This is a genomic window from Bacillus sp. VA13, assembly GCF_055710085.1.
Genome location: NZ_JBVQPP010000002.1, coordinates 311,865 through 335,537 on the forward strand (window position 1 = coordinate 311,865; position 23,673 = coordinate 335,537).

Here is a 23,673-nt window from a genome sequence, read left to right on the forward strand (position 1 = left end):
TGTAACAGCATGAGCGATGAACAAAAAAAGCCAGAACAAATTCATAGACGGGATATCCTAAAATGGGGGGCGATGGCAGGTGCAGCTGTTGCGATCGGCGCCAGCGGACTCGGCGGTCTGGCTCCGCTTGTGCAGACTGCGGCTAAGTCATCAAATAAGGATGAAAAAGAGGATGAGCAGGTCGTTCCGTTTTACGGAAAGCATCAGGCCGGCATCACAACTGCCCATCAAACGTATGTCTATTTTGCCGCGCTGGATGTAACAGCAAAAGAGAAAAGCGACATCATTACATTATTCAGAAACTGGACAAGTCTGACACAGATACTGACGTCTGGAAAGAAAATGTCGGCTGAGCAAAAAAATCAATATTTGCCGCCGCAAGATACAGGTGAATCTGCTGATTTATCCCCTTCGAACTTAACGGTTACATTCGGATTCGGGCCTGGCTTTTTTGAAAAAGACGGAAAGGACCGCTTCGGGCTGAAAAACAAAAAACCGAAGCACCTTGCCGCTCTTCCAGCAATGCCGAATGACAACCTGGATGAAAAACAGGGAGGCGGAGACATCTGCATTCAAGTATGCGCAGACGATGAACAAGTGGCGTTTCACGCGCTGAGAAATCTGCTGAATCAAGCGACCGGCACCTGTGAGGTCCGCTTTGTGAACAAAGGTTTTTTAAGCGGAGGAAAAAATGGCGAAACGCCGCGCAACCTCTTCGGGTTTAAAGATGGAACAGGCAACCAGAGCACGAAGGATGACACCTTGATGAACTCCATTGTGTGGATTCAGTCCGGTGAGCCTGACTGGATGACGGGCGGCACCTATATGGCTTTTCGGAAAATCAAAATGTTCCTTGAGATATGGGACCGTTCTTCCCTCAAGGACCAAGAAGATACCTTCGGCCGCAGAAAAAGCTCGGGGGCGCCTTTCGGTCAGAAAAAGGAAACAGACCCCGTGAAGCTGAATCAAATCCCAGCAAATTCACACGTCAGCCTTGCGAAATCTACGGGAAAACAAATTTTGCGAAGAGCTTTCTCTTACACAGAAGGACTTGATCCGAAAACCGGCTATATGGATGCGGGTCTCCTGTTTATCAGCTTTCAAAAAAATCCCGACAATCAGTTCATCCCCATGCTTAAGGCCCTTTCGGCAAAGGATGCATTAAACGAATATACGCAAACAATCGGTTCTGCTTTATATGCATGCCCAGGCGGCTGCAAAAAAGGAGAATATATTGCCCAGCGTTTGCTGGAATCATAAAAGAAGCCTTTATCGGCTTCTTTTTTAAAAAACAGTTGTAACTTTTATTGTTACAGTTTAAAATCAACCTATACGAAAGGAGATTATCATGACAGTACACATCAAAGTTTATTCAGATTACGTCTGCCCATTTTGTTTCATTGGAAAAGCCGCTTTTGAAGAAGCGATAAAAGGAAAGGATGTTGAAGTCGAGTGGATGCCGTTTGAACTGCGCCCAAGCCCATCTCCACAGCTTGACCCGGTCAATGATCCTTCCAAACAGTACATGTGGCAGAAGTCGATTCAGCCAATGGCGGACAAATTAGGAGTCGAGATCAATTTTCCAAACGTCTCGCCTCATCCATATACAGATCTGGCGTTTGAAGGCTTCCACTTTGCAAAGGAATACAATAAAGGACATGAATACAACACCCGTGTCTTTCAGGCATTTTTCCAAGAGGGCCAAAATATCGGCGACATTGACATCTTGACGAAGCTTGCCGAGGAAGTGGGGTTAGACGGAGCCTCATTCAAATCCGCACTTGAAACAAGAACATATCAGGACGTGCAGCGGCAAGCCTTGAAGCACGCCTATGAAGAGGCCGACATCACTGCCGTTCCAACCTTTATCATTGGCGACACTGTGATACCGGGTGCTGCCGGCAAGGATGTATTTGAAAAAGCGATTTCTGACGAACAGCAGAAAAAGTAAGGAAAGCTCTCTATACAAGAGAGCTTTTTTACTCCTACTCCTGTTCCATATGAATGCCAGTATGTGCCTTCACCTGTATTTCCGCAAACGTCTCTTCATCAACTGTTTTATTTGACGACAGCACCGTTCCGAGCCATGCACCGAGGAAGCCGAGCGGGATGGAAATAATGCCCGGATTAGAAAGCGGAATAAGCGGATCGCCGGTAAATATAGCTCCTCCGGACGGGTCCCACACACTAGGGCTCATCGATACAAGCACAAGCGCGCTGATCAGGCCTGTCAGGCTGCCCCACAAAGCGCCTGTAGCATTGAATCTCTTCCAGAAGACCGTAAACACAATCAGCGGGAGGTTTGCGCTGGCCGCCACCGCAAACGCAAGTGCGACAAGGAACGCCACATTTAAGGACTGTGCAAAAATCGCGAGGAGAATCGAGAGAACTGACACGGCGACAGAAGCCCATCTGGCCGCTTTCATCTGTTCTTTTTCAGTTGCTTCTCCCTTTCTGATAATCTGGCTGTAAATATCATGGGCAAATGCTGAGGCGGCAGACAGCACCAATCCTGTCACGACAGCTAAAATGGTAGCAAAGGCGATGGCTGATACAAAAGCAAACAGAAAATCTCCCCCGAGCGCTTTCGCTAAAAGCGGAGCCGCCATATTTCCCGCTTGATCAGCCGCTGTAATCGCGTCAAAACCGACAAACGCAGCGGCGCCAAAGCCGAGAAACACCGTCATAATGTAAAACACACCGATAATCCATGTCGCTGACACAACGGATGTCCGGGCAGTCTTGGCATCCTTAACAGTATAAAACCGGATCAAAATATGCGGGAGCCCGGCAGTTCCAAGCACGAGTGCCAGGTTTAACGACAAGGTCTCCAGCGGCACCTTGTACTTATTTCCGGGGTTTAAGAAATCAGCGCCAAGCGGAGTTGCCGTTTTCATCTGCTCAAACATGGTATTGAGGTTAAAGCCGAATTTCGAAAACACGATGATTGAAATGACGAGTGTTCCGGCCATCAGCAAAACGGCTTTAATAATTTGAACCCAGCTTGTCGCGATCATGCCGCCAAACACGACATAAATGGTCATCAATACTCCGACAATGAGGACCGCCGCTGTATAATCCAGCCCCAGCAGCAGTTTGATCAGCGCGCCCGCCCCCACGAGTTGGGCGATCATATAAAAAGTAGAGATGGCAATGGTATTAAGAGCCGCGACGCCGCGGATTTTCTTTTCTTTAAATCGAGCCGCAATCATGTCCGCCATCGTGTACTTCCCAAGATTCCGAAGCGGTTCCGCCACGATGTACAAGACAACGAGATAAGCCACCAGAAAACCGATGCTGTAAAAGAATCCATCAAATCCATATAACGCAATCATTCCGGCAATCCCGAGAAACGAGGCCGCGGACATGTAGTCGCCGGCAATTGCCAGTCCATTCTGAACACCGGTGAGCCCGCCGCCCGCCGTATAAAACTCACTCGTCGTTTTCGTCTTCTTCGCGGCAAAATACGTGATGATAAGCGTCAGGCCGACAATCGCTAAAAATAATAGAAAAGCAGTCATATTCATGTCTGTTCACCCTTCAGATCTTCCTTTAAAGCGCTTACATACTGATCGAAATGCGCCGCCCTTCGGGAATACACTGTACTCAGTATCCAAGTCATGGCGAATTGGGCGATGGCAAACAGCCAAGCCCATGAAACAGCTCCAATGGCCGGTGCATTCAAAAAGGTGAAATAAGACGTCAAAACAGGAAGTGAAAAATAAAAGACAAAAAAGAAAATCGCTGAAGGAACAATAAAAGCGCGTTTCTGCTTTAAAAAAGCTTGAAAAGACGGCGTTGCAGCAATCTGTTTGTAATCAGCTTTGTACATGGCTTTCCTCCTTTTATTCGCTAAACGTAAGCAAAAAAGGTACACCAATAGGTATGTACTGAAAGTCTGATTTATGCTGAATAACATCTTGAGGATGAAAAAAGAAGGAAGTCGTGAAGAGGTGAACATAGAGGTATAAAGACAGGCGAAGGTTTTCCAGCTCGGCGCGTATAAAATGCGTTTGCTTTCAAAACCTCACCGAATGCAGCTTGTTCTCAGCAAAGCTGCTGTTTACCAGAGCCCGGTTAATAGATGTTCGCATCACCTCTTTATGACAATGCATGTGCCAAGAGGTGATCGCATCACCGGCTGTCTGTCGTATGTTAGCTGACACACCGTTTGTCCTCAAGCTCGGCGCAGCAATCGCTTTCGAATAGAGGAAATGGTGAAAACTCAGATCAGATGATAGAAAAGCCAGAGGTAATAGATCCGCCTATTCGGATTAGTCTTGGCGGACGGTTTTTTTGTGATTATTCTTTCTCAATGCTGTCTCAGATTCTAAAAACTGCCTCACATCACGAATGCCTAACCCAATGGATCTAGCTTCTTGCATTAACATATGCCAATCTTTGTCCAAATCTTTTTTAACATGAGTTTTCATAGTAACCTCCAATTGTATAAAATGTTTTCCTGCAACATGCGGGCAATAAAGATGAGCCGGCGCGATGATGAGGCGAGTACAACAAATTTCACACATAGTTGCCCGGTGTTCACAAACTGAAGGAAAAACCACCTACCTATTCCCTAAAAAAATGACTAATATAACCAATGAATCTTATTTATAATAATAAACAATTAAATACTGACTGGATAGTATGTAAATGAAAATAAATCATTCAGCCTATTAAAAATGACCCCGGGAAAACCGAATAGCATAAGCGTCCAAAGAAATAAATACCGCTAAAGATTGATCCGTTGTAAGATAAGGGTAATCATACCGCCTGGAGAAAAATATGAAAAAAAACAAATTTCAAATGAAAAGAGAAGCAACATTTCAAAGTTTTATAGACGCTGGCTTGAATTTGTTGATTGACCGAGCGTATGATCCGGTTTCTGTAGAGGATATCAGCAGAGCAGCCGGGTACAGCAAAGGAGCGTTTTATGTTCATTTTGTCAGCAAGGAGGATTTTCTGCAGCATCTTCTCGAAAAACGACAGATGAAAAAAGAGATCATCATAGGGTATCTTGATCAAATGGAGCAGGTCTCAGTGAAACCGCTGACATTGGACGAGGCTGCAAAACATGCCGCAGAGCTGCTTTATTCCTATTACATAAATAAGCCGTCGTGGGAGATTACCTCATTTGCCATGAATATGCCGACATACAAAGTCCTTCAGAAATGCAAGGCCTATGTCCGGCTGTACGAATTGTGGGTGGAAGAAAACGCGTTATATATTAAGTGGCTGAAGGAGAGAAAGCTGATTGACGCCTGTATTGATCCGGAATATACGGCTAAAATAATATGTGCAGTGCTCGACGGAATCATCAAACAATCGTATGTATTGGGTCAGCCCGCCACATTCCGCAGCTTTTTAGACGCACTCTCTGTTTTTTTTACTCTGGACAGAGAGCAAGTGAGCCCAAGAATTTTGAAAAGTTATTCAGGAAGCGAGGAACATCAGTGAAGTATAGAGAAATGATTATGTATATCATTATGGGGGTTTTCACAACCATTGTGAACATCGCCAGCTTTTATATATTGGTAGAGATCATGAATATGGATTACAAAGCCGCTACTGTAGCCGCTTGGATTTTGTCCGTGCTGTTTGCTTACATAACAAATAAATTATATGTATTTCAGCAAAAAACACATGACCTGCAGAGCCTGATAAAAGAGATCACTGCCTTTTTCAGCGTTCGGGTCCTGTCTCTTGGCATAGATTTAGGCATGATGATCATTCTTGTCGGCCAGTTCAATACAAATGAAACTCTTGCCAAAATACTCGACAACGCGGTGATTGTTGTCGTTAACTATGCCGCAAGCAAATGGCTCGTCTTTAAAAAGACAAAAGAGGAAGGGGTATAACAGGGGACAGCAGCGTATGATCTACAGTTTTCACTGAAGAAATAAGGGGAAATAAAAAAATAAAACAATGAAAGGTGATTGCACATGCGGGAAGAGCTAAAGGGGATATTTGCAAGTGTATTCGGAGAAAAAGAGGGGTTACGGTTTTTTTTCGCACCTGGAAGAGTGAATCTGATTGGGGAACATACAGATTATAACGGCGGGCATGTGTTTCCGTGCGCGCTGACAATGGGTACATATGCTGCTGTTGCAGAAAGAAACGACGGGGTTGTCCGGATGTATTCAGACAACTTTAAAGACGCAGGGATCAAGGAATGCTGCCTTGACGACATCCGCTATCAAAAAGAAGACGACTGGGCGAACTATCCGAAAGGCGTCATTTATGAATTTCAGCAAAGGGGCTATTCAGTTCCTCATGGCTTTGACATTGTGTTTTCAGGGAATATTCCAAACGGAGCGGGACTGTCGTCCTCCGCTTCTATTGAATTGCTGATGGGAGTTGTGCTCCAAAGCTATTTTCATCCTGAAGTGGATGCGCTTGAGCTTGTGAAAATGGCGCAGCATGCGGAAAACACATTTATCGGTGTTAATTGCGGGATTATGGACCAATTTGCAATCGGAATGGGGAAAAAACACCATGCGATGCTGCTGAACTGCGACACGCTGGACTATGAATATAGCAAACTCGATGTCTCAGGCCTCGCGCTGGTCATCGCGAACACGAACAAAAAAAGGACATTGGCAGACTCAAGCTATAATACGAGACGCCAAGAGTGCCATGACGCCTTGCTTGATCTGCAAAAAACACTTGATATTGCCTCGCTGGGCGACATCAAGCCTTCTGATTTCGACGCGCATTCCAGCTTGATCCAAAATGAAACGAACAGACGCCGGGCAAAGCACGCCGTATACGAAAGTCACCGTGCTATCAAGACGGCTCATATGTTCAAGGAAAATAATGTAGATGAAATCGGGCGGTTAATGAAGGAATCCCACCTTTCGCTGAAGGATGATTATGAAGTGACATGCCTTGAACTTGATGAGCTTGTGTTTGCGGCGTGGGACCACGAAGGTGTGATTGGCTCAAGAATGACGGGAGCGGGCTTCGGCGGCTGCACCATCAGCATTGTAAAAGATGCGTTTGTTGATGATTTTATCCAAAAGGTTGGAGACAGATATCAAGAAAAAACAGGGCTCAAAGCGGATTTTTATGTCGCTGATATCGGAGAGGGAGCGAGAGAGCTAAAGGGGGAATGACAAATGAGTATCATTGAACACCTGGAACAGCTGCTGGAGTATGGACTGGAACGAAAACTCATTTCGATCTGGGATCGGGAATATACGAGAAACCGCCTTTATGAAGCGTTGGACATCAAACACCCCGAGCCGGTCTCCCACACTTGCATCAAGCAGGCACCAAGCCTGCCGGATTTGCTTGCTCCTATTTACAAATGGGCTGCGGAAACCGGTCGGATGGAAGCGGATACAGACACATACCGTGACTTGCTCAGCGCAAAGCTGATGGGATGTTTCGTACCTGCTCCGTCTGAGGTCATACGCAAGTTTGAAGAGACAAAAGCATTATACGGCCCAAAACAGGCCACAAAGGAATTCTATCAATATTCAGAGGATGTCTATTATATCCGGTCTGACAGGATCGCCAAAAATGTTCATTGGACGGTGCCGACCGAATATGGCGAGTTGGAAATGACTATTAATCTATCAAAGCCCGAAAAAGACCCGAAAGCGATTGCAGCTGCAAAAGAACAGGCGCAGACAAATTACCCAATGTGTTTGCTTTGTAAAGAAAATGTTGGGTTTGAGGGAAGCGTGAATCATCCAGCCCGCCAAAACCACAGAATCATTCCGGTCATCCTTAAAGACGAACAATGGTACTTGCAGTTTTCGCCATACGTCTATTATCCGGAGCATTGCATTGTCTTAAAGGGTGAGCATGAACCGATGGAGATCAGCAGAAAAACATTTGAAAGGCTGCTGTCATTTCTCGGACAATATCCGCATTACTTTATTGGTTCAAACGCGGACCTGCCGATTGTCGGCGGCAGCATCCTAAGCCATGATCATTTCCAAGGCGGGGCACACGATTTTCCGATGGCGCGTGCAGAAGCGGAAGACGTTTATGAATTAAATGATTATCCCGGCGTGTCGCTGGGCTTAGTGAAGTGGCCAATGTCCGTGCTCAGGCTCCAAGGAGACAAACCGGATCATGTCGCCGAAGCTGCTGATCATCTATTCCGCACGTGGCAAACGTATTCCGATGAAAAAGCCGGCATAGCCGCCTATACAGGCGATACGCCCCATAATACGGTCACTCCGATTGCGCGACGCAGGGGAGACTTGTATGAACTCGATATCGTGCTGAGAAACAATCGGACAGATGAGGAGCATCCATCAGGAATATTCCATCCTCATCAGGAAGTTCACCATATTAAAAAAGAAAATATCGGCCTGATTGAGGTCATGGGATTGGCGATATTGCCGGGCCGTTTACAGAAAGAAATGAAAGAAACGGCAGCGGCGCTATGCTCTGCTGATCCGAAATCCGCTTTAGAACAAAATCCGCTCACAGCAAAGCATAAGGAGTGGGCTCTTCGGATGATGGAAAAAAGAACGATAACAAAAGAGAATGTGGATCTAGTCATAAAGGAAGAGCTTGGACATGTATTCGCGCGCATTCTTGAACACGCCGGTGTATTTAAACAGACAACGGAAGGAAAACAGGCCTTCAGAAGGTTTATCGATCATTTAGGCGTCAAACCAGTCAAAAGCCTCAACCGTTAGGGTTGAGGCTTTTCCGATTTTTTTGCAAAACAAATGCCCAAAACGCTGATGCTTTGGGCACTGTTACTTTTATCCTCTTTTTCTGGCTAACAGGCTTACTAGAAATACAACAATGGCTGCGCCGATCACCGCTGGAATAATGGCAAATCCGGCTAGGTTCGGGCCCCATGTACCCAGCAGCCCGTGTCCGATCCACGCACCGATAAGACCCGCGATCATAGACCCGATAATTCCGCCCGGCATATCTCCTTTAACAAACAGGCTGCCAAGCCATCCGATAATAATTGCGACGATAAGGGAAATAATAAAACTCATCATACAACACATCCTATTTTATATTTATTTGCTTATATCATTCCTCTTTTTTGTATAAGATAAACAATTGGATGCTCTCATAAAAAATGGGAACAGTTCAGAACATATCGCCGCTTTAATAAGCCTTTTCTTTCAAAATTGGTTGCGTTAAAATGGTAGCCGTGTGAAAAGATGCTAGACAAGGAAAAAATAATTCCTTTCTAGAAAGTTTAACAAAATGAAACTTTTGATTGACCTAAGTTTTTTATTGTGGTAAACCTTTATTTGTCAGAATTAGTTCTTCATCATCTTTCTTTACTTATATGCGGAAATAACTAGAAACTTTTCATCTTAAGCGATAGATGTGAATAAAGTTGGAGCAATTTTTGTCGATTTTATGACATTTAAGCGAAAATGGGATGAAGTTTATAAAAAAATAAAGCTAATAAGTGAAGTTTTTGATAGCATAACAAAGTAGAGAAAAGATTTTGAGGAAGTATGCACTTCAGATTTATTACATCAATAGGAAGGATGGTGATCTTCTTGTTCAGAGCATTAAAACCGTTACTTGTATTAGCGCTGTTAACTGTGGTTTTCGTCCTTGGGGGATGCAGCAATGCTTCAGTACTAGATCCGAAAGGGCCTGTAGCTGAACAGCAAAGTGATTTAATCCTGTTATCTATCGGATTTATGCTGTTTATCGTCGGGGTTGTCTTTGTTCTATTTACCATTATTTTAGTAAAATACCGCGACCGTAAAGGCAAAGATAATGGATCTTATAACCCAAAAATTCACGGTAACACGTTCTTAGAAGTAGTCTGGACAGTGATCCCAATTTTAATCGTCATTGCACTTTCTGTGCCAACCGTACAGACGATATATTCGTTAGAAAAAGCTCCTGAAGCAACAAAAGACAAAGAACCTCTTGTTGTTTATGCTACTTCGGTAGACTGGAAATGGGTATTCAGCTACCCTGAACAGGATATTGAAACGGTCAACTACTTAAACATTCCTGTCGACCGCCCGATCTTGTTCAAAATTTCATCTGCAGATTCAATGGCTTCGCTTTGGATTCCTCAGCTTGGAGGACAAAAATACGCGATGGCAGGAATGCTGATGGATCAATACTTACAGGCTGATGAAGTGGGAACTTATGAAGGCCGCAACGCGAACTTCACAGGCGAACATTTTGCCGACCAAGAGTTTGATGTGAATGCTGTAACAGAAAAAGACTTTAACAGCTGGGTGAAAAAGACTCAAAATGAGGCTCCTAAGCTGACAAAAGAGAAGTATGATCAATTAATGCTTCCTGAAAATGTGGACGAATTAACGTTCTCTTCTACCCACTTAAAATACGTTGATCACGGACAAGATGCAGAATACGCAATGGAGGCCCGCAAACGCCTTGGCTACCAAGCCGTTTCACCTCACTCTAAAACAGATCCGTTTGAAAACGTAAAAGAAAATGAATTTAAGAAGTCTGATGATACAGAAGAATGATATTGATCAGGAAAGGAGGAAGCCCGCATGAAATTTAAATGGGATGAATTTTTTGTAACTGGTGACCCATTAATTCTGGGCGCACAAGTTTCCATTGCACTATCTACCATTGCCATCATTGTTGTTCTTACCTACTTCAAGAAATGGAAATGGCTCTGGTCTGAATGGATAACAACTGTTGACCATAAAAAACTCGGAATCATGTATATTATATCTGCTGTAATTATGCTATTCCGCGGCGGTGTCGACGGTCTGATGATGCGTGCCCAGCTAGCGCTTCCGAATAACAGTTTTTTAGACTCAAACCACTATAATGAAATTTTTACGACTCACGGTACGATCATGATCATCTTCATGGCGATGCCGTTTTTGATCGGTCTTATTAACGTTGTTGTACCTCTTCAAATCGGTGCTCGCGACGTTGCATTTCCTTACTTGAACAACCTGAGCTTCTGGACGTTCTTCGTAGGAGCGATGCTTTTCAATATTTCTTTCGTAATCGGAGGTTCTCCGAACGCAGGCTGGACAAGTTACATGCCGCTTGCAAGTAATGACATGAGCCCTGGACCGGGTGAGAACTACTATCTCCTCGGACTTCAGATTGCCGGTATCGGTACGCTGATGACAGGGATCAACTTTATGGTAACAATCTTAAAAATGAGAACAAAAGGCATGACACTGATGCGTATGCCGATGTTTACATGGACAACACTGATCACAATGGTTATTATCGTGTTTGCGTTCCCTGTACTTACAGTAGCTTTAGCACTTTTATCATTTGATCGTTTGTTCGGTGCTCACTTTTTCACATTGGAAGCAGGCGGTATGCCGATGCTTTGGGCAAACTTGTTCTGGATTTGGGGACATCCTGAAGTATATATCGTTATTCTTCCGGCATTCGGTATTTTCTCTGAGATTATCTCAAGCTTTGCAAGAAAACAATTGTTTGGTTACACAGCGATGGTTGGTTCTATTATCGCCATCTCCGTATTGAGTTTCCTAGTTTGGACTCACCACTTTTTCACAATGGGGAACAGTGCGTCCGTTAACTCTTTCTTCTCAATTACGACAATGGCTATCTCGATTCCGACCGGGGTTAAAATCTTTAACTGGCTCTTTACCATGTATAAAGGCCGAATCAGCTTTACAACGCCTATGCTGTGGGCGCTTGCGTTCATTCCTAACTTCGTAATCGGCGGAGTTACAGGGGTTATGCTTGCGATGGCAGCAGCGGATTATCAATACCATAATACGTACTTCCTTGTATCTCACTTCCACTATGTGCTGATCGCAGGTACTGTATTTGCTTGTTTCGCCGGATTTATTTTCTGGTATCCAAAAATGTTCGGCCACAAGCTGAACGAAAGAATCGGAAAATGGTTCTTCTGGATCTTTATGATCGGGTTCAATATTTGTTTCTTCCCGCAATATTTCTTGGGGCTTCAAGGCATGCCTCGCCGTATTTACACATACGGACCGAATGACGGCTGGACAACATTGAACTTTATTTCAACTGTCGGAGCTTTTATGATGGGTGTAGGATTCTTAATCCTTTGCTATAACATCTACTACAGCTTCCGCTACTCAACTCGTGAAATCAGCGGAGATTCATGGGGTGTGGGACGCAGTCTTGATTGGGCGACTTCTTCTGCGATTCCGCCGCATTACAACTTTGCGGTGCTTCCTGAAGTCAAATCTAAGGATGCATTCCATCATATGAAAGAAGAAAAAACCGAGTTATACCCTGAAAGCAAATTCAAGAAAATCCATATGCCAAGCAACTCAGGCAGACCGTTCTTTATGTCTGTTGCCTTCGGTATCGCCGGCTTTGGACTTGTCTTTGAATGGTACTGGATGGGCGTAGTCGGATTGATCGGAGTCCTGCTCTGCATGGTTCTGCGTTCATTCGAATACGACAACGGCTACTACATTAGTGTTGATGAAATAAAAGAGACGGAAAGAAAGATTTCCGAATAAGGAGGCGTGAGTTATGGAACATGCAGAACACGGCAATTCTAACGCGCCTATGGAATATCAATCTGAAACCGGCAGACTTAATATTCTCGGGTTTTGGATCTTTTTAGGGGCAGAAATTGTGTTGTTCTCAACACTATTTGCAACCTTCTTCGTTCTTCAAAACAGAACAGCAGGAGGTGTCTTACCGGACGAACTGTTTGAAGTGAATCTGGTAATGATTATGACGTTCTTGCTGCTTATCAGCAGCTTTACCTGCGGGATCGCTGTTCATGAAATGCGCCGCGGAAGTTTAAAAGGCGTAGTCATTTGGACAATTATCACTCTTCTTCTCGGCGCCGGCTTCGTCGGATGCGAGATCAACGAGTTTGTCCACTATGTACATGAAGGAGCATCTCTCGGTACAAGTGCGTTCTGGTCTGGATTCTTTGTTTTACTTGGAACTCACGGAACTCACGTAACAATCGGTATTTTCTGGATTACAGGAATTCTGATTCAGTTGAAGAAACGCGGCTTAACTCCGCAAACTTCATCTAAAATCTTTATCTCAAGCTTGTACTGGCACTTCTTAGATGTTGTATGGATTTTCATCTTTACAGGTGTCTATCTCATGGGATTGGGGGGTCTGTAAAATGGCAAACAAATCTGCTGAACACAGTCACTTTCCATGGAAGCACATTGTAGGTTTTGCACTGTCTATCGTTTTGACCCTGCTGGCTCTATGGGTTGCAGTGTATACTGACCTGAGCTCATCAGCAAAACTTTGGATCATTTTCGGCTTCGCCTTCATCCAAGCGGCGCTGCAGCTTCTCATGTTCATGCACATGACAGAGAGCGAAAACGGTGGGATCCAAGTCGGAAACACGCTGTTCGGATTCTTCGGTGCGATCGTTATCGTACTTGGTTCCATCTGGATTTTCGCGGCTCACTATCACCATGGTGACCATATGGACGGAAATCCTCCTGGAGGCGCTGAACACTCAGAGCATTCAGGCCACAACGAATAATACAAAAACCCTCTTCGTTAGAAGAGGGTTTTTTGCTGTCCTCAGCTGCTTCGCTTTCTGCGAAGATACGGAAAACCGTAAATAATAAATGCGGCGATATGAGCGACAATGACGTTGACGGCAAACAAGATAATCATGAGAGTGTGTCCGAGTGGAGAAAGGCTTTCTGTTGCGTAAAAGAAGAAGAATACCCACATTAAGATGATTGGCGGAATAGCTGAGAGTGCGACTTTTTTGTTATCAAGCCATATAAAGAGAGGTGTTGCGCTGGCAACCAATAAATAAGCAAAAAACATGTCCATCATACCCGTCTCCTTTCATTTTGTGATAACGTTTACAAAAATGAAATAGAGGAACTGAGTTGTGTCTTTTTTGTGATTGTTTTTTGAACATTTTGTTACAATTATTATACCATGTTTTCCAGAAATTGATACAGGTTTTTGTGGAATTGGTCTGGACCTATCGTCTTATTTTTAAGTTCATTTCGCTAGGAGAATGTACGGAGCTTTTTTAAAAAAACAGGGGGGATGCAGATGTATCAGGTAGTCAAGCTTGAAAAAGAAGACTGGCGAGAAGTGATCCGCATGTCTGAATATGCTTTTCAGAAAGAACTCAGTGATGAGGAACGAGAAGAGAAAGTAAAAGCTTTAGAGAACCATTACATCATCGGAATCAAAGAACAAGAGAAACTCCTCTCTAAGCTTCACATCATTCCCTTTTCTGTGATGTTGGAGGAACAGGAGATGAAGATGGGCGGTATTGCCGGGGTGGCAACCTGGCCTGAATACAGAAGAAAAGGTACAGTAAAGGAGCTTATTCGAAACGCTTTAACGGTCATGAAGAAAGAAAACCAAATCATCAGCTTTTTGCATCCGTTCCTGATCTCCTTTTACCGTAAATTTGGCTGGGAGCTCTGTTTCTATCAAAAACGCCTGATCTACCTTAAAGAACAGTTTCAAAAGCTAGGCGATGTCTCTGGGTACGTGAAGAGGCTTCAAAAAGATGAAACAGATGCAGTGAATGCTATCTATAATCAGTACAGAACGAAGCATAATGGGCTGATGAAACGTTCAAAGGAGCATTGGACAGAGAAGGTCCATGGGATGAAAGCGATGTATATCTCTGAAGATGGGGTGCCCTGTGGATATCTTGTGTATGACATCAAAAATAAAACGATGCGAGTTAAGGAATTTGTTTATTTGAACAGAGAGGCACAGAGAGGCTTGTGGAATTTTATTTGCCAGCATGATTCGATGCTGAATGAAGTGGAACTGACTGTACGGATGGAGGAAGATCTTGATTTTTTAACTGTCGAACCCCGAGTCAAACAAGACATATATCCTTATAGTATGGCGCGCATTGTTGACGTTGAAGGTTTTTTTCGGGAATATCCAAAATCTCGCATGACAGCACCCTTTGACTTTAAGGTTACGGATCAATGGGCCCCATGGAATCAACAGACTTTCCGCGTCGACTCGGAGCAAGTGCAGATCATTCCAGAAGAGTCATCAGACCATCTAATAGAATGCAGCATATCTTCTTTAACCGCTTTCTTTCTAGGCGCCAGAAATGCCCGTTTCCTTTATGAAACAGGCATGATAAATGGGCCGGTATCGGAAATCAAACGGCTTGATGATGTTTTTCAGTCAAAACCTCCATTTCTTATGGATTTCTTTTAACCCCTTATTTAAAAGGGGTTTTTTTCATTTGAAAAGTTTTGTGTCAATCGAAACATTTCGGTTTATGATACGTCATATTTCGTGTAGCTGAAAAAGCGCCGCAAATGCGCAAAAAACAGAAAAGGAAGCGAGCTTCACGTGTCATCTTGAACTTGGTTCATGTATAATAAACATTAGTGATTTTCCGATGAAAATGTAAGGCGGGATAGAATGAGTCGATATAAGAAGCAGCAAAACCCCTTTTATCAGGGGGATTTGATTTTTATATTTGGTGTGTTTTTTATTATAAGCGTAGTATCAATTTATGCTGCCGGTCAATTTGGGCAGTATGGGAACACGGATTGGATACAGCAAATTGTCTTTTATCTTTTGGGAGCTATTGCGATTACAGTTCTGTTGTACTTTGATTTAGAGCAACTTGAAAAGTTAAGTTTATATATTTTTATCATAGGTATTTTATCTTTGATTATTCTTAAGATCAGTCCTGAGTCCATTGCACCGGTCATTAAAGGAGCAAAAAGTTGGTTTAGGATTGGGAGAATAACAATACAGCCCTCAGAGTTCATGAAGGTCGGTTTGATTATGATGCTTGCTTCAGTCATCGGAAAAGCCAATCCTAAAGGAGTTCGGACGCTTAGGGATGATATTCATCTCTTATTAAAGATTGCGGGTGTCGCAGTTATCCCTGTTGGCCTTATCCTGATGCAAGATGCGGGGACAGCAGGAATATGTATGTTTATCGTTCTTGTCATGATTTTCATGTCGGGTATAAATTGGAAACTGATAACGATCATTGCTGGTTCAGGTATCCTATTCATTTCACTTATTTTATTAGTCATAATAAACTTTCCTGACGTTGCTAAATCAGTTGGGATACAGGATTATCAAATTAAGCGGGTCACTTCTTGGGTTTCAGCTTCTAATGAGACGCAGGAAGATTCAAATGACAGCTGGCAAGTTGATCAAGCCATTATGGCAATAGGATCTGGCGGCATTATAGGAAATGGTATTTCTAATTTAAAGGTTTATGTTCCAGAAAGTACAACTGACTTTATCTTTTCTATAATAGGTGAGTCATTTGGCTTTTTAGGCTGTGCGATTGTCGTCATTATGTTCTTCTTCTTAATCTACAGGCTTGTCGTTCTGATTGACAAAATACATCCGTATAACCGTTTCGCATCTTTCTTTTGCGTTGGTTTTACGGCGTTAATAGTGATCCATACATTCCAGAATATCGGAATGAACATCGGTATTATGCCTGTTACCGGGATTCCGCTGCTGTTTGTCAGCTACGGGGGAAGCTCGACGCTTTCCACGCTAATCGGCTTCGGGATTGTGTATAACGCAAGTGTGCAGCTGACGAAATACAGAAGTTATCTCTTTAATTCTTAAGATGAAGACAGCCTTTACAGAGGCTGTCTTTTTTTGTGCAGAGCATTTCACTTTTGAGATCACTTTTTTTCGGATATGATAAATAGAGATAAGGAGGTTCTTGTGATGAATAACACAATCGAAACCATTTTAAATCATCGGTCGATCCGGTCTTTTACTGATCAGCTTTTGACTGCTGAAGAAATTGATATATTAGTGAAAAGTGCGCAGGCTGCGTCTACGTCCAGCTATGTGCAGGCGTATTCGATTATCGGGGTTTCCGATCCTGAGAAAAAACGTGAGCTGTCTGTGCTTGCCGGAAATCAGCCTTACGTTGAGAACAACGGGCACTTTTTTGTATTTTGCGCGGACTTGCACCGCCACCAAAAACTGGCTGAGGAAAAAGGCGAAAATATTTCTGAGCTGCTCGAGAATACGGAAATGTTTATGGTCAGCTTGATTGATGCAGCGCTGGCAGCGCAAAATATGAGCATTGCCGCTGAATCTATGGGGCTTGGCATTTGCTATATCGGCGGCATTCGGAATGAACTGGACAAGGTGACAGAGGTGATGCAAACGCCTGACCATGTGCTTCCGCTTTTCGGTCTGGCAGTAGGCCATCCTGCAAACCTATCCGGCAAAAAACCGAGATTGCCAAAGCAGGCTGTCTATCATGAGAATACGTATAATGTAAACACAGATGATTTCCGCGAAACCATGAATGCGTATGACCAAACCATTTCTGATTATTATAGAGAAAGAACAAACGGAAAGCGGGAAGAAACGTGGTCTGATCAGATTCTGAACTTTATGAAGCAGAAGCCGCGTACTTATTTAAATGACTATGTGAAAGAAAAAGGCTTTAATAAAAACTAAAGCAAACCTCTCCGCTTCGGAGGGGTTTTTATGTTTCACGTGTAACATATTCCGACAAATAGAGACATGTTATCACAAATAAATGGCAAATGATCGGGAAACACTGATAAGCAGTATGAGCGGCTTTGGAGAAAAAATAAGGGATCAGTGATACGATGAGGATGAGGTGGTAGGGATGATTTCATTGAGTATATTAGATCAATCTCCAGTATCAGAGGGCAGCAGTGCAGAAACAGCCTTACAGCAAACCGTTGCACTTGCACAGGCTGCTGAGGACCTTGGATATAAGAGATTTTGGGTTTCTGAGCATCACTTTTCAAGGCGGCTGGCAGGGTCAAGCCCTGAGGTGCTAATCAGTCATATAGCAGCGAAAACGAAGCGAATCCGTGTTGGATCAGGCGGAGTCATGCTGCCGCATTACAGCGCTTATAAAGTAGCTGAGAATTTCCGTGTGCTGGAGGGGCTGACACCGGGAAGAATTGATCTTGGGGTTGGCAGAGCACCGGGGGGAATGCCGATTGCATCATGGGCGCTGAATGACGGAGGAAAACGCAATGCTGATCAGTATCCGCAGCAAATCAAGGAACTGACTATGTATTTACATGATTTGGCGGATGACAAACACCGTTTTCCGAATCTGACGGCTGCGCCGCATATTTCCACCGCGCCGGATGTGTGGCTGCTCGGCTCATCTGGAGAAAGCGCACTGCTCGCCGCTGATTCAGGCGCTGGCTATATGTTTGCCCACTTTATCAATGGAGAGGGCGGAGAGGATAAGGTTAGACAGTATAAGAGACGATTTAAACCGTCTGTGTTAGGGGACACAGCCCGAGCGGCAGTCGCTGTTTTTGTTCTTTGTGCTGACACGGAGGAGAAGGCAGAGGAGCTTGCCGCAGTGCTTGATTTTACGCTTTTGGCAGGGGAGCAGGGCATTCCTTTAGAAGGAGTTCCTTCGTATGAAGCTGTTCGGGAAAATACGTACTCCCCTTATGAACAGAGACGAATTGCGGATAACCGAAATCGAATGATTGTCGGCACGAAAGAACAGGTTAAGGAGCAGCTGTTAGCTTTGAGTAAGGCGTATGGAACTGAGGAAATCATGGCGGTGACCATTACGCATCATTTTGAAGATAAGCTCCGTTCTTACCGCTTGTTGCAGGAAGCATTTGCGAATTAATCTGAAAAAAGCCCTGCCGATTCGGCAGGGCTTCTTATTATTCAACTGTAAAAGGCTCTTCAGTCAGAACCTGGCTTGATTTGCCTTTGTTTGCGGCATAGGCGAGCAAGTAATATTCTCCGGCAGGAAGCTTGGTTCCGCCATTGATCGTGCCGTCCCAGTCAAAGTATTGATAGCCCTTATCTTGATTTTTATAAATGCCGGCTTGGCCTGCAAAATCAAGGTTGCTGTCATAGACGAGGAATGCCAGCTCTTCTGCTCCTGAAGGAAGGTAGGTTTCAATTTGATAGGTGCCTTGTACAGACCCTTCGCTGACGGAGACAGATGTTACTCTCGGATAATCCGGCTCTTTAACAATTAGCAATGTAGGTACCTTAGCGACGGTTTTTCCGCCTTCTCTGACGATAACCGTTCCTTCATAGGTGCCAGCTTTTGTTTTCTTAGTATTGACTTTTACTTTTGCAGTGGCTTTTCCGGTTTTATGTGCCGGAATCACAACACGGCTTGTGCCGGATGTGGAGATGCCGCTGCCGTTAAATGAGTATTCAAGTGTGTATGACTTTCTAATGGAAGATTGGTTTTCAATCGTAAACGTTTCTTTTTTCGTTTCGTTTCCGCTTTCCTTCAAGAATGTACCGTATGAATAGCTTCCAGGTGAGACGAGCGAGTCGGCTTTGATCGCGTTCATGATTCTCGCGCTGCCTGCACCTTGGGCGTTATGAGGATACACTTCTCCGTCGCCATCCTTTAAGGTGACAGCGGTATTCATGATGGCGGCTTTGATCTGTTCAACGCTCCACTTTGGTTTGGCTTGTTTGATAACGGCAACCGCTCCGGCAATATGAGGCGATGCCATGCTGGTTCCTTGTTTTGATCCGTACCCGTATGGGTTGTTAGGATCGTGTGTCGGGATAGTGCTGACGATATTGACGCCTGGTGCGGAAATATCAGGCTTAATCATCCACGTATCCATAACAGGGCCGCGTGATGAGAAATCAGCCACTTGCTCACCGAGGGATTTTGAGACCGTCAACTTGAATGTTGTTTTTGTCTCACCAGCTTTTATGGCGCTGACGAGTTTCTCACCGTCTTCTAATGAAAGCTTAATCGTTGGCACAGACATGCCTGGCACATTGGATTCAATTTCTCCAGTGAGGTTGTTATACACAACCATGCCGATGGCGCCGGCTTTTTTAGCATGATCCGCTTTATCCACAAATGCAATGCTGCCTCGTTTGACAACGGCGACTTTTCCTGTCAGATCTTTTCCTTCAAAGTCCTTTGCTTCGCCGATTCCCGCTTCAACAAGCTCAATTTCTTTGTTATTGAGCGCCTTGACATCGTCCTCTTTGTTATAGCCCATCACTTTTGCTGAAGAGTAGGAGCCGAAAGTGACGGCATATTCGTTGAGCGGCAGCTGGGTCGCACCGACGGAAATCGCTTCTCTTGATGTGCCAGGTGATCCGACTGTCCAGCCGTTCGGTCCGCTGTTGCCGTTTGACGTAACAGCGACAACGCCTTCTGACATGGCCCAGTCAAGCGCTGTGCTTGTCGCCCAGTCCGGGTTGTTTAATGAGTTTCCGAGAGACAGGTTCATCACATCTGCTCCGTCCTGTACAGCACGTTCCACGCCGGCAATGACGTTTTCTGTTGTGCCGCTTCCGCCAGGACCTAACACGCGGTAAGCGAGAAGTGTGGCATCAGGCGCAACCCCTTTAATCGTTCCGTTTGCGGCCACAGTTCCGGCTACGTGTGTTCCGTGGTCAGTTGCTCCGCCTCTCGGATCACCTGTTGGTGTTTCTTTTGGATCGTAATCATTGTCTACAAAATCGTATCCTTTATATTGTCCGAAGTTTTTCTTCAGATCAGGGTGATTGTATTCAACCCCGGTATCAATAATGGCCACCTTGACGCCTTTTCCTGTGTAGCCTAAATCCCATGCATCGTTTGCTCCGATATACGGAGCGCTGTCATCCATTTGCGGAGATACGGCGTCCTCGGAGATCGTGACGTCTTTATCCTTTATATTGTCTGTTTTGTATGTGACGTTCGGGTATACTGCCTTAACGTCTTTTACCGCGAGAAGTTTTGGAATCTCATTAGCTGGGAGCTTCATAGAAAAGCCTGAGAATACCTGCTCATATTCCCGGTTAACTTTCCCGTTTTTCACCGCTTTGAGGGCTTTGTTTTTTGCTGTGGTGCGAGCGGTTTTTAGCTTGCTTTTCGTTTGGCTTTCTCCCGCTTCCTTCGCCTCTGCCAAGGATTTTTCTTTTAATTCCACGATAACGGTTGTTTTTTTGCTTGTTGTCGTGTCGATATCACCGAATACCTCGGCTTTTTCCAGGTCAGCCGACGTTTTTGAAGAAGCCGGAGCTGCCTGTACTCCTGTCATACCTGTGGATAACGCAAAAAATACAACAAAACTTAGAAGCAGAAAGCGAATGATCCCCTTTTTCAATGTGTTTCCCCCTTTGTGTTTAGAAAAAATGTTATAGATCTAGTATATATTTCTTGAAAATTCAAAAATATCCTTGTGTCATTTGGACCATTTATTGGATTTTGTTTGTGTATAAGGAAGGAGTTATACACAGAACCCTGTGTATAAGTGAATAAACCTGTGTATATATATAGTTGGGAATATATGTTCTTATACAAAATATAGATAGGGTTTGTGGACATGTGGATATCTATTGTGATTAAGTTGTTCTTATCTTTGGGATAACTTGTGTATAAAGTTTTTAAAGCAGTTCTCCAATTTTCATTTCATTTCTTTCAGCTTTCAACAAAACTTCTAAAAACTAGTTGGTTTTTTCACTCATATTGTGACAAAGAATTCTCTTTCCGCAGTCTATTATAGAGTCATGAGTTTTGCTAGAGCCGCTAGTTTGCGAGAAAAGAAATCGGCCGTCTTTTCTCGTGGGCTGCGGCTGAGAAAACGGGCTGCTAAAAGGCTGCCTGCCAAAAAGAAGCGGAGGGATGTTTTTCTATGAAACGTTTGCTTGTATCTTTACGGGTGTGGATGGTCTTTTTGATGAACTGGGTGACGCCGGACAGAAAAACTGCGGCTGCCGCAGTCTATTCGGCTCAGCGTACATACCAAAGAAAAGCGGCGGTGCAGGCCGCGGGACTTGTTTCGTTTTATGAGTGGCGGATGGCTGTGAATGAGGAAGAAAAGCAGAAAGCGAAAGCCGCCGCGCTTTATAAAAGAAGATGTTTGCAAGCCTTCAAGGAATCGCCAAAGCAGGAGAGAGCTGGCCCGCATCTTTACATGGCGGTCAAAAGGAGGTAAAATCCCAGTCAAAAGCTAATTGGCGGGAGAGATAGCCTCTTGAAAATCTATAAAGTACTAAACAACAATGCGGCTTTAATAAAAGAGGATGATCAGGAAAAAATCGTGATGGGGCCAGGGATCGCTTTTCAAAAAAAGAAAAATGACCTCATCCCTATGAATAAAGTGGAAAAGATCTTTGTCGTGCACGACGAGAATGAAAAGTTTAAACAAATTCTGCAAACGCTGCCGGAGGAGCATATTGAAATAGCTGAGGATATCATCAGCCATGCGGAAGGGGAGCTCGTGGCGCCGCTGAGCGACCACATTCATATCGCGCTTTCTGACCATTTGTCCTTTGCGATCGAAAGGATTCAAAATGGGCTGCTTGTGCAGAATAAATTGCTGCATGAGATAAAAGCGCTCTATAAAAAAGAATACGAGATCGGCCTGTGGGCGATCGGACATGTAAAAGAGACATTGGGCGTGTCTCTTCCTGAAGATGAAGCGGGTTATATTGCCCTTCACATCCATACGGCGAAAATGGATGCGGAGAGCATGTATTCAGCGCTGAAGCATACGACCATGATCAAAGAAATGATAGAGAAAATAGAACAATACTTTAATCGAAAGGTGGATGAAAACAGCATTTCCTATCAACGCCTTGTCACGCATTTGCGATACGCGGTCAGCCGGTTGGAATCAAATGAAGCGCTCCATCGTATGGACGAGGAGATGCTTTATTTCATCCAAAAAAAGTATTCATTTGCCTATCAATGTGCGCTGGAGCTGGCGGAGTTTTTGAAAAGTGAATATCAATTACATTTGCCGGAGTCCGAGGCCGGCTATATCACGCTGCATGTCCAGCGTCTTCAAGATCTCTCGGAATAACCGCTTTGACTTGCAGGGAGTGATCTCTGGAAGTTTTTTTATTTATCGGGATTGAGCGTGTAGTACATCCAGCCCATCATTACCATTCCCGCAGTCAGATTGCCAAGCGTAACGGGAATTAAGTTTCTGACTGCTCCCATTACTGTCACTGTATCAGGGTGCTCGATCAAAAGTGAGATGGCGAATGTGCACATATTGGCAATGCTGTGTTCAAAGCCGGAAATAAAGAAGCAGAAAACGAAAAGCATCATGGCAAACAGCTTTGCTCCTTCCCCTTTGAGAGACATCGGAATGAAAAAGGCGAGGCACACAAGCCAATTGCACAGCATTCCTCTGAAAAACAGTTCGGAAGCGGGCGGCTCCATTTTGTGCTCTGCCAGATGAATCAAAAAGGAATGAACAGAAGCCTCCTCAAAAAGTCCTGTCGCGCTGATCAGAATGGCAAATAGAATGGCGCCGATCAAATTGCCGGCATAGCTTGACATCCATAGGTACAGAGTGTCGCGCCAGCGGATTTTTTTTCGGAGCGCGGTATATGTGAAATAAAAGGTGTTGCCGGTAAATAAATCTCCGCCCCCGTAAGCAATCAGCAGAATAGCGGCCCCGAATGTGACGGCGGCTGCCGGAAAAGCAAACGGAGAATCCGCCATAGAGAAATAGCTGCCTGTTTTGCTTGCGGCTGTAATGCCGAATCCGATAAACATGCTGGCCAAAATGGATCTGAGCACATAACGGATTTTGCTAGAAACAAATATGTTTTGTTTGTTCAAAGCGTACTGTTCAACCTTTTGCAATGCTTGAGTTTCCATTGTCTTTTTCCCGCTTTCTCTGATGGTTGAGCATAGTATAACATGATATTGTGAAATGTTTCACAAGTAATTTTTACGAATTTTTGTCTAAATGTTTTATCAAACTTTTTAACTAAAAAAATAGTTGACGAAAACGCTGTCATGATTTATGATGAAAGCGTATTCTC

Annotated in this window: 23 protein-coding genes; 16 read left to right on the forward strand and 7 right to left on the reverse strand. The window is 44.2% G+C overall.

Annotation, left to right across the window (positions count from 1 at the left end; genetic code table 11):
• The first annotated feature begins 9 nt into the window (after window positions 1-9).
• Both efeB and AC0C66_RS09780 read left to right on the forward strand, forming a co-directional pair.
• Window positions 10-1,260, forward strand: a complete 1,251-nt coding sequence (efeB, locus tag AC0C66_RS09775; RefSeq protein ID WP_061186553.1) for an iron uptake transporter deferrochelatase/peroxidase subunit — start codon at window positions 10-12, stop codon at window positions 1,258-1,260.
• Window positions 1,261-1,348: 88 nt separating this feature from the next.
• Window positions 1,349-1,951 carry a DsbA family oxidoreductase gene (locus tag AC0C66_RS09780; RefSeq protein ID WP_072182123.1) on the forward strand — a complete coding sequence of 201 codons (603 nt, stop codon included), beginning with the start codon at window positions 1,349-1,351 and terminating at the stop codon, window positions 1,949-1,951.
• Between the two features lie 34 nt (window positions 1,952-1,985).
• On the opposite strand, the gene AC0C66_RS09785 is transcribed toward AC0C66_RS09780, so the two are convergent.
• From AC0C66_RS09785 to slrA, 3 genes are all read right to left on the reverse strand, one after another.
• Window positions 1,986-3,527 carry a solute symporter family protein gene (locus tag AC0C66_RS09785; RefSeq protein WP_079287567.1) on the reverse strand — a complete coding sequence of 514 codons (1,542 nt, stop codon included), beginning with the start codon at window positions 3,525-3,527 and terminating at the stop codon, window positions 1,986-1,988.
• Window positions 3,524-3,832 (reverse strand): DUF485 domain-containing protein, encoded by a 309-nt coding sequence (locus tag AC0C66_RS09790; protein ID WP_038429826.1) that lies wholly within the window; start codon window positions 3,830-3,832, stop codon window positions 3,524-3,526. Before AC0C66_RS09790 ends, AC0C66_RS09785 begins: the two co-directional genes overlap by 4 nt.
• Window positions 3,833-4,274: 442 nt before the next feature.
• Window positions 4,275-4,433, reverse strand: coding sequence for a transcriptional regulator SlrA (slrA, locus tag AC0C66_RS09795; RefSeq protein ID WP_014115625.1), 159 nt, complete (start codon window positions 4,431-4,433; stop codon window positions 4,275-4,277).
• Between the two features lie 352 nt (window positions 4,434-4,785).
• On the opposite strand from slrA, the gene AC0C66_RS09800 reads away from it, so the two are divergent.
• From AC0C66_RS09800 to galT, 4 genes are all read left to right on the forward strand, one after another.
• Window positions 4,786-5,457: a TetR/AcrR family transcriptional regulator gene (locus AC0C66_RS09800; RefSeq protein WP_072565468.1), complete on the forward strand. Its 672-nt coding sequence runs from the start codon at window positions 4,786-4,788 to the stop codon at window positions 5,455-5,457.
• Window positions 5,458-5,474: 17 nt separating this feature from the next.
• Window positions 5,475-5,858, forward strand: a complete 384-nt coding sequence (locus AC0C66_RS09805) for a GtrA family protein (RefSeq protein ID WP_032727269.1) — start codon at window positions 5,475-5,477, stop codon at window positions 5,856-5,858.
• An 84-nt stretch (window positions 5,859-5,942) separates the two neighbouring features.
• Window positions 5,943-7,115 (forward strand): galactokinase, encoded by a 1,173-nt coding sequence (locus AC0C66_RS09810; protein ID WP_461845886.1) that lies wholly within the window; start codon window positions 5,943-5,945, stop codon window positions 7,113-7,115.
• 3 nt (window positions 7,116-7,118) lie between these two features.
• On the forward strand, window positions 7,119-8,660 hold the full coding sequence (gene galT / locus AC0C66_RS09815) for a UDP-glucose--hexose-1-phosphate uridylyltransferase (protein ID WP_461845887.1): 1,542 nt from the start codon (window positions 7,119-7,121) through the stop codon (window positions 8,658-8,660).
• Window positions 8,661-8,729: 69 nt separating this feature from the next.
• Here the strand turns inward: galT and AC0C66_RS09820 are convergent, their stop codons facing one another.
• Window positions 8,730-8,975, reverse strand: a complete 246-nt coding sequence (locus AC0C66_RS09820) for a GlsB/YeaQ/YmgE family stress response membrane protein (RefSeq protein ID WP_003222176.1) — start codon at window positions 8,973-8,975, stop codon at window positions 8,730-8,732.
• A 513-nt stretch (window positions 8,976-9,488) separates the two neighbouring features.
• On the opposite strand from AC0C66_RS09820, the gene qoxA reads away from it, so the two are divergent.
• Genes qoxA through qoxD form a run of 4 tightly spaced genes read left to right on the forward strand, consistent with a single transcriptional unit; the run spans window position 9,489 to window position 13,435 of the window.
• A complete protein-coding gene (qoxA, locus tag AC0C66_RS09825) occupies window positions 9,489-10,454 on the forward strand; it encodes a cytochrome aa3 quinol oxidase subunit II (RefSeq protein ID WP_079287695.1) in 966 nt (321 codons plus the stop codon).
• Between the two features lie 27 nt (window positions 10,455-10,481).
• Complete coding sequence (qoxB, locus tag AC0C66_RS09830) at window positions 10,482-12,431, forward strand: cytochrome aa3 quinol oxidase subunit I (protein WP_061186549.1); 1,950 nt, start codon at window positions 10,482-10,484, stop codon at window positions 12,429-12,431.
• A 13-nt stretch (window positions 12,432-12,444) separates the two neighbouring features.
• Window positions 12,445-13,059, forward strand: a complete 615-nt coding sequence (gene qoxC / locus AC0C66_RS09835; RefSeq protein ID WP_003236031.1) for a cytochrome aa3 quinol oxidase subunit III — start codon at window positions 12,445-12,447, stop codon at window positions 13,057-13,059.
• A gap of 1 nt (window position 13,060) precedes the next feature.
• The gene (gene qoxD, locus AC0C66_RS09840; protein ID WP_003222169.1) at window positions 13,061-13,435 is read left to right on the forward strand and encodes a cytochrome aa3 quinol oxidase subunit IV; all 375 of its coding nucleotides are present in this window, start codon (window positions 13,061-13,063) and stop codon (window positions 13,433-13,435) included.
• 41 nt (window positions 13,436-13,476) lie between these two features.
• Here the strand turns inward: qoxD and ywcE are convergent, their stop codons facing one another.
• Window positions 13,477-13,740, reverse strand: a complete 264-nt coding sequence (gene ywcE / locus AC0C66_RS09845) for a spore morphogenesis/germination protein YwcE (RefSeq protein WP_472973554.1) — start codon at window positions 13,738-13,740, stop codon at window positions 13,477-13,479.
• Between the two features lie 228 nt (window positions 13,741-13,968).
• Here ywcE and AC0C66_RS09850 point away from each other — a divergent pair, with 228 nt between their 5' ends.
• The 4 genes from AC0C66_RS09850 to AC0C66_RS09865 all read left to right on the forward strand — a co-directional run bounded on the left by AC0C66_RS09850 (window position 13,969) and on the right by AC0C66_RS09865 (window position 18,538).
• Window positions 13,969-15,114, forward strand: a complete 1,146-nt coding sequence (locus tag AC0C66_RS09850; protein ID WP_072183249.1) for a GNAT family N-acetyltransferase — start codon at window positions 13,969-13,971, stop codon at window positions 15,112-15,114.
• Between the two features lie 210 nt (window positions 15,115-15,324).
• Window positions 15,325-16,506: a cell shape-determining peptidoglycan glycosyltransferase RodA gene (rodA, locus tag AC0C66_RS09855; RefSeq protein WP_061186547.1), complete on the forward strand. Its 1,182-nt coding sequence runs from the start codon at window positions 15,325-15,327 to the stop codon at window positions 16,504-16,506.
• A gap of 105 nt (window positions 16,507-16,611) precedes the next feature.
• Window positions 16,612-17,361 carry an oxygen-insensitive NADPH nitroreductase gene (nfsA, locus tag AC0C66_RS09860; RefSeq protein WP_072565465.1) on the forward strand — a complete coding sequence of 250 codons (750 nt, stop codon included), beginning with the start codon at window positions 16,612-16,614 and terminating at the stop codon, window positions 17,359-17,361.
• Between the two features lie 175 nt (window positions 17,362-17,536).
• A complete protein-coding gene (locus AC0C66_RS09865; protein ID WP_472973555.1) occupies window positions 17,537-18,538 on the forward strand; it encodes an LLM class flavin-dependent oxidoreductase in 1,002 nt (333 codons plus the stop codon).
• Window positions 18,539-18,575: 37 nt separating this feature from the next.
• Here AC0C66_RS09865 and vpr read toward each other — a convergent pair whose 3' ends face one another.
• Window positions 18,576-20,996 carry a serine protease Vpr gene (gene vpr, locus AC0C66_RS09870; protein WP_072183247.1) on the reverse strand — a complete coding sequence of 807 codons (2,421 nt, stop codon included), beginning with the start codon at window positions 20,994-20,996 and terminating at the stop codon, window positions 18,576-18,578.
• A gap of 528 nt (window positions 20,997-21,524) precedes the next feature.
• On the opposite strand from vpr, the gene AC0C66_RS09875 reads away from it, so the two are divergent.
• Together AC0C66_RS09875 and sacT are read left to right on the forward strand one after the other, a co-directional pair.
• Entirely contained in the window at window positions 21,525-21,827 is a 303-nt protein-coding gene (locus tag AC0C66_RS09875; RefSeq protein WP_003222155.1) for a hypothetical protein, read from the forward strand.
• 39 nt (window positions 21,828-21,866) lie between these two features.
• A complete protein-coding gene (gene sacT, locus AC0C66_RS09880; RefSeq protein ID WP_061186544.1) occupies window positions 21,867-22,697 on the forward strand; it encodes a sac operon transcriptional antiterminator SacT in 831 nt (276 codons plus the stop codon).
• 38 nt (window positions 22,698-22,735) lie between these two features.
• Here sacT and AC0C66_RS09885 read toward each other — a convergent pair whose 3' ends face one another.
• Window positions 22,736-23,506: a formate/nitrite transporter family protein gene (locus AC0C66_RS09885; protein WP_014115611.1), complete on the reverse strand. Its 771-nt coding sequence runs from the start codon at window positions 23,504-23,506 to the stop codon at window positions 22,736-22,738.
• Window positions 23,507-23,673 lie beyond the last annotated feature (167 nt).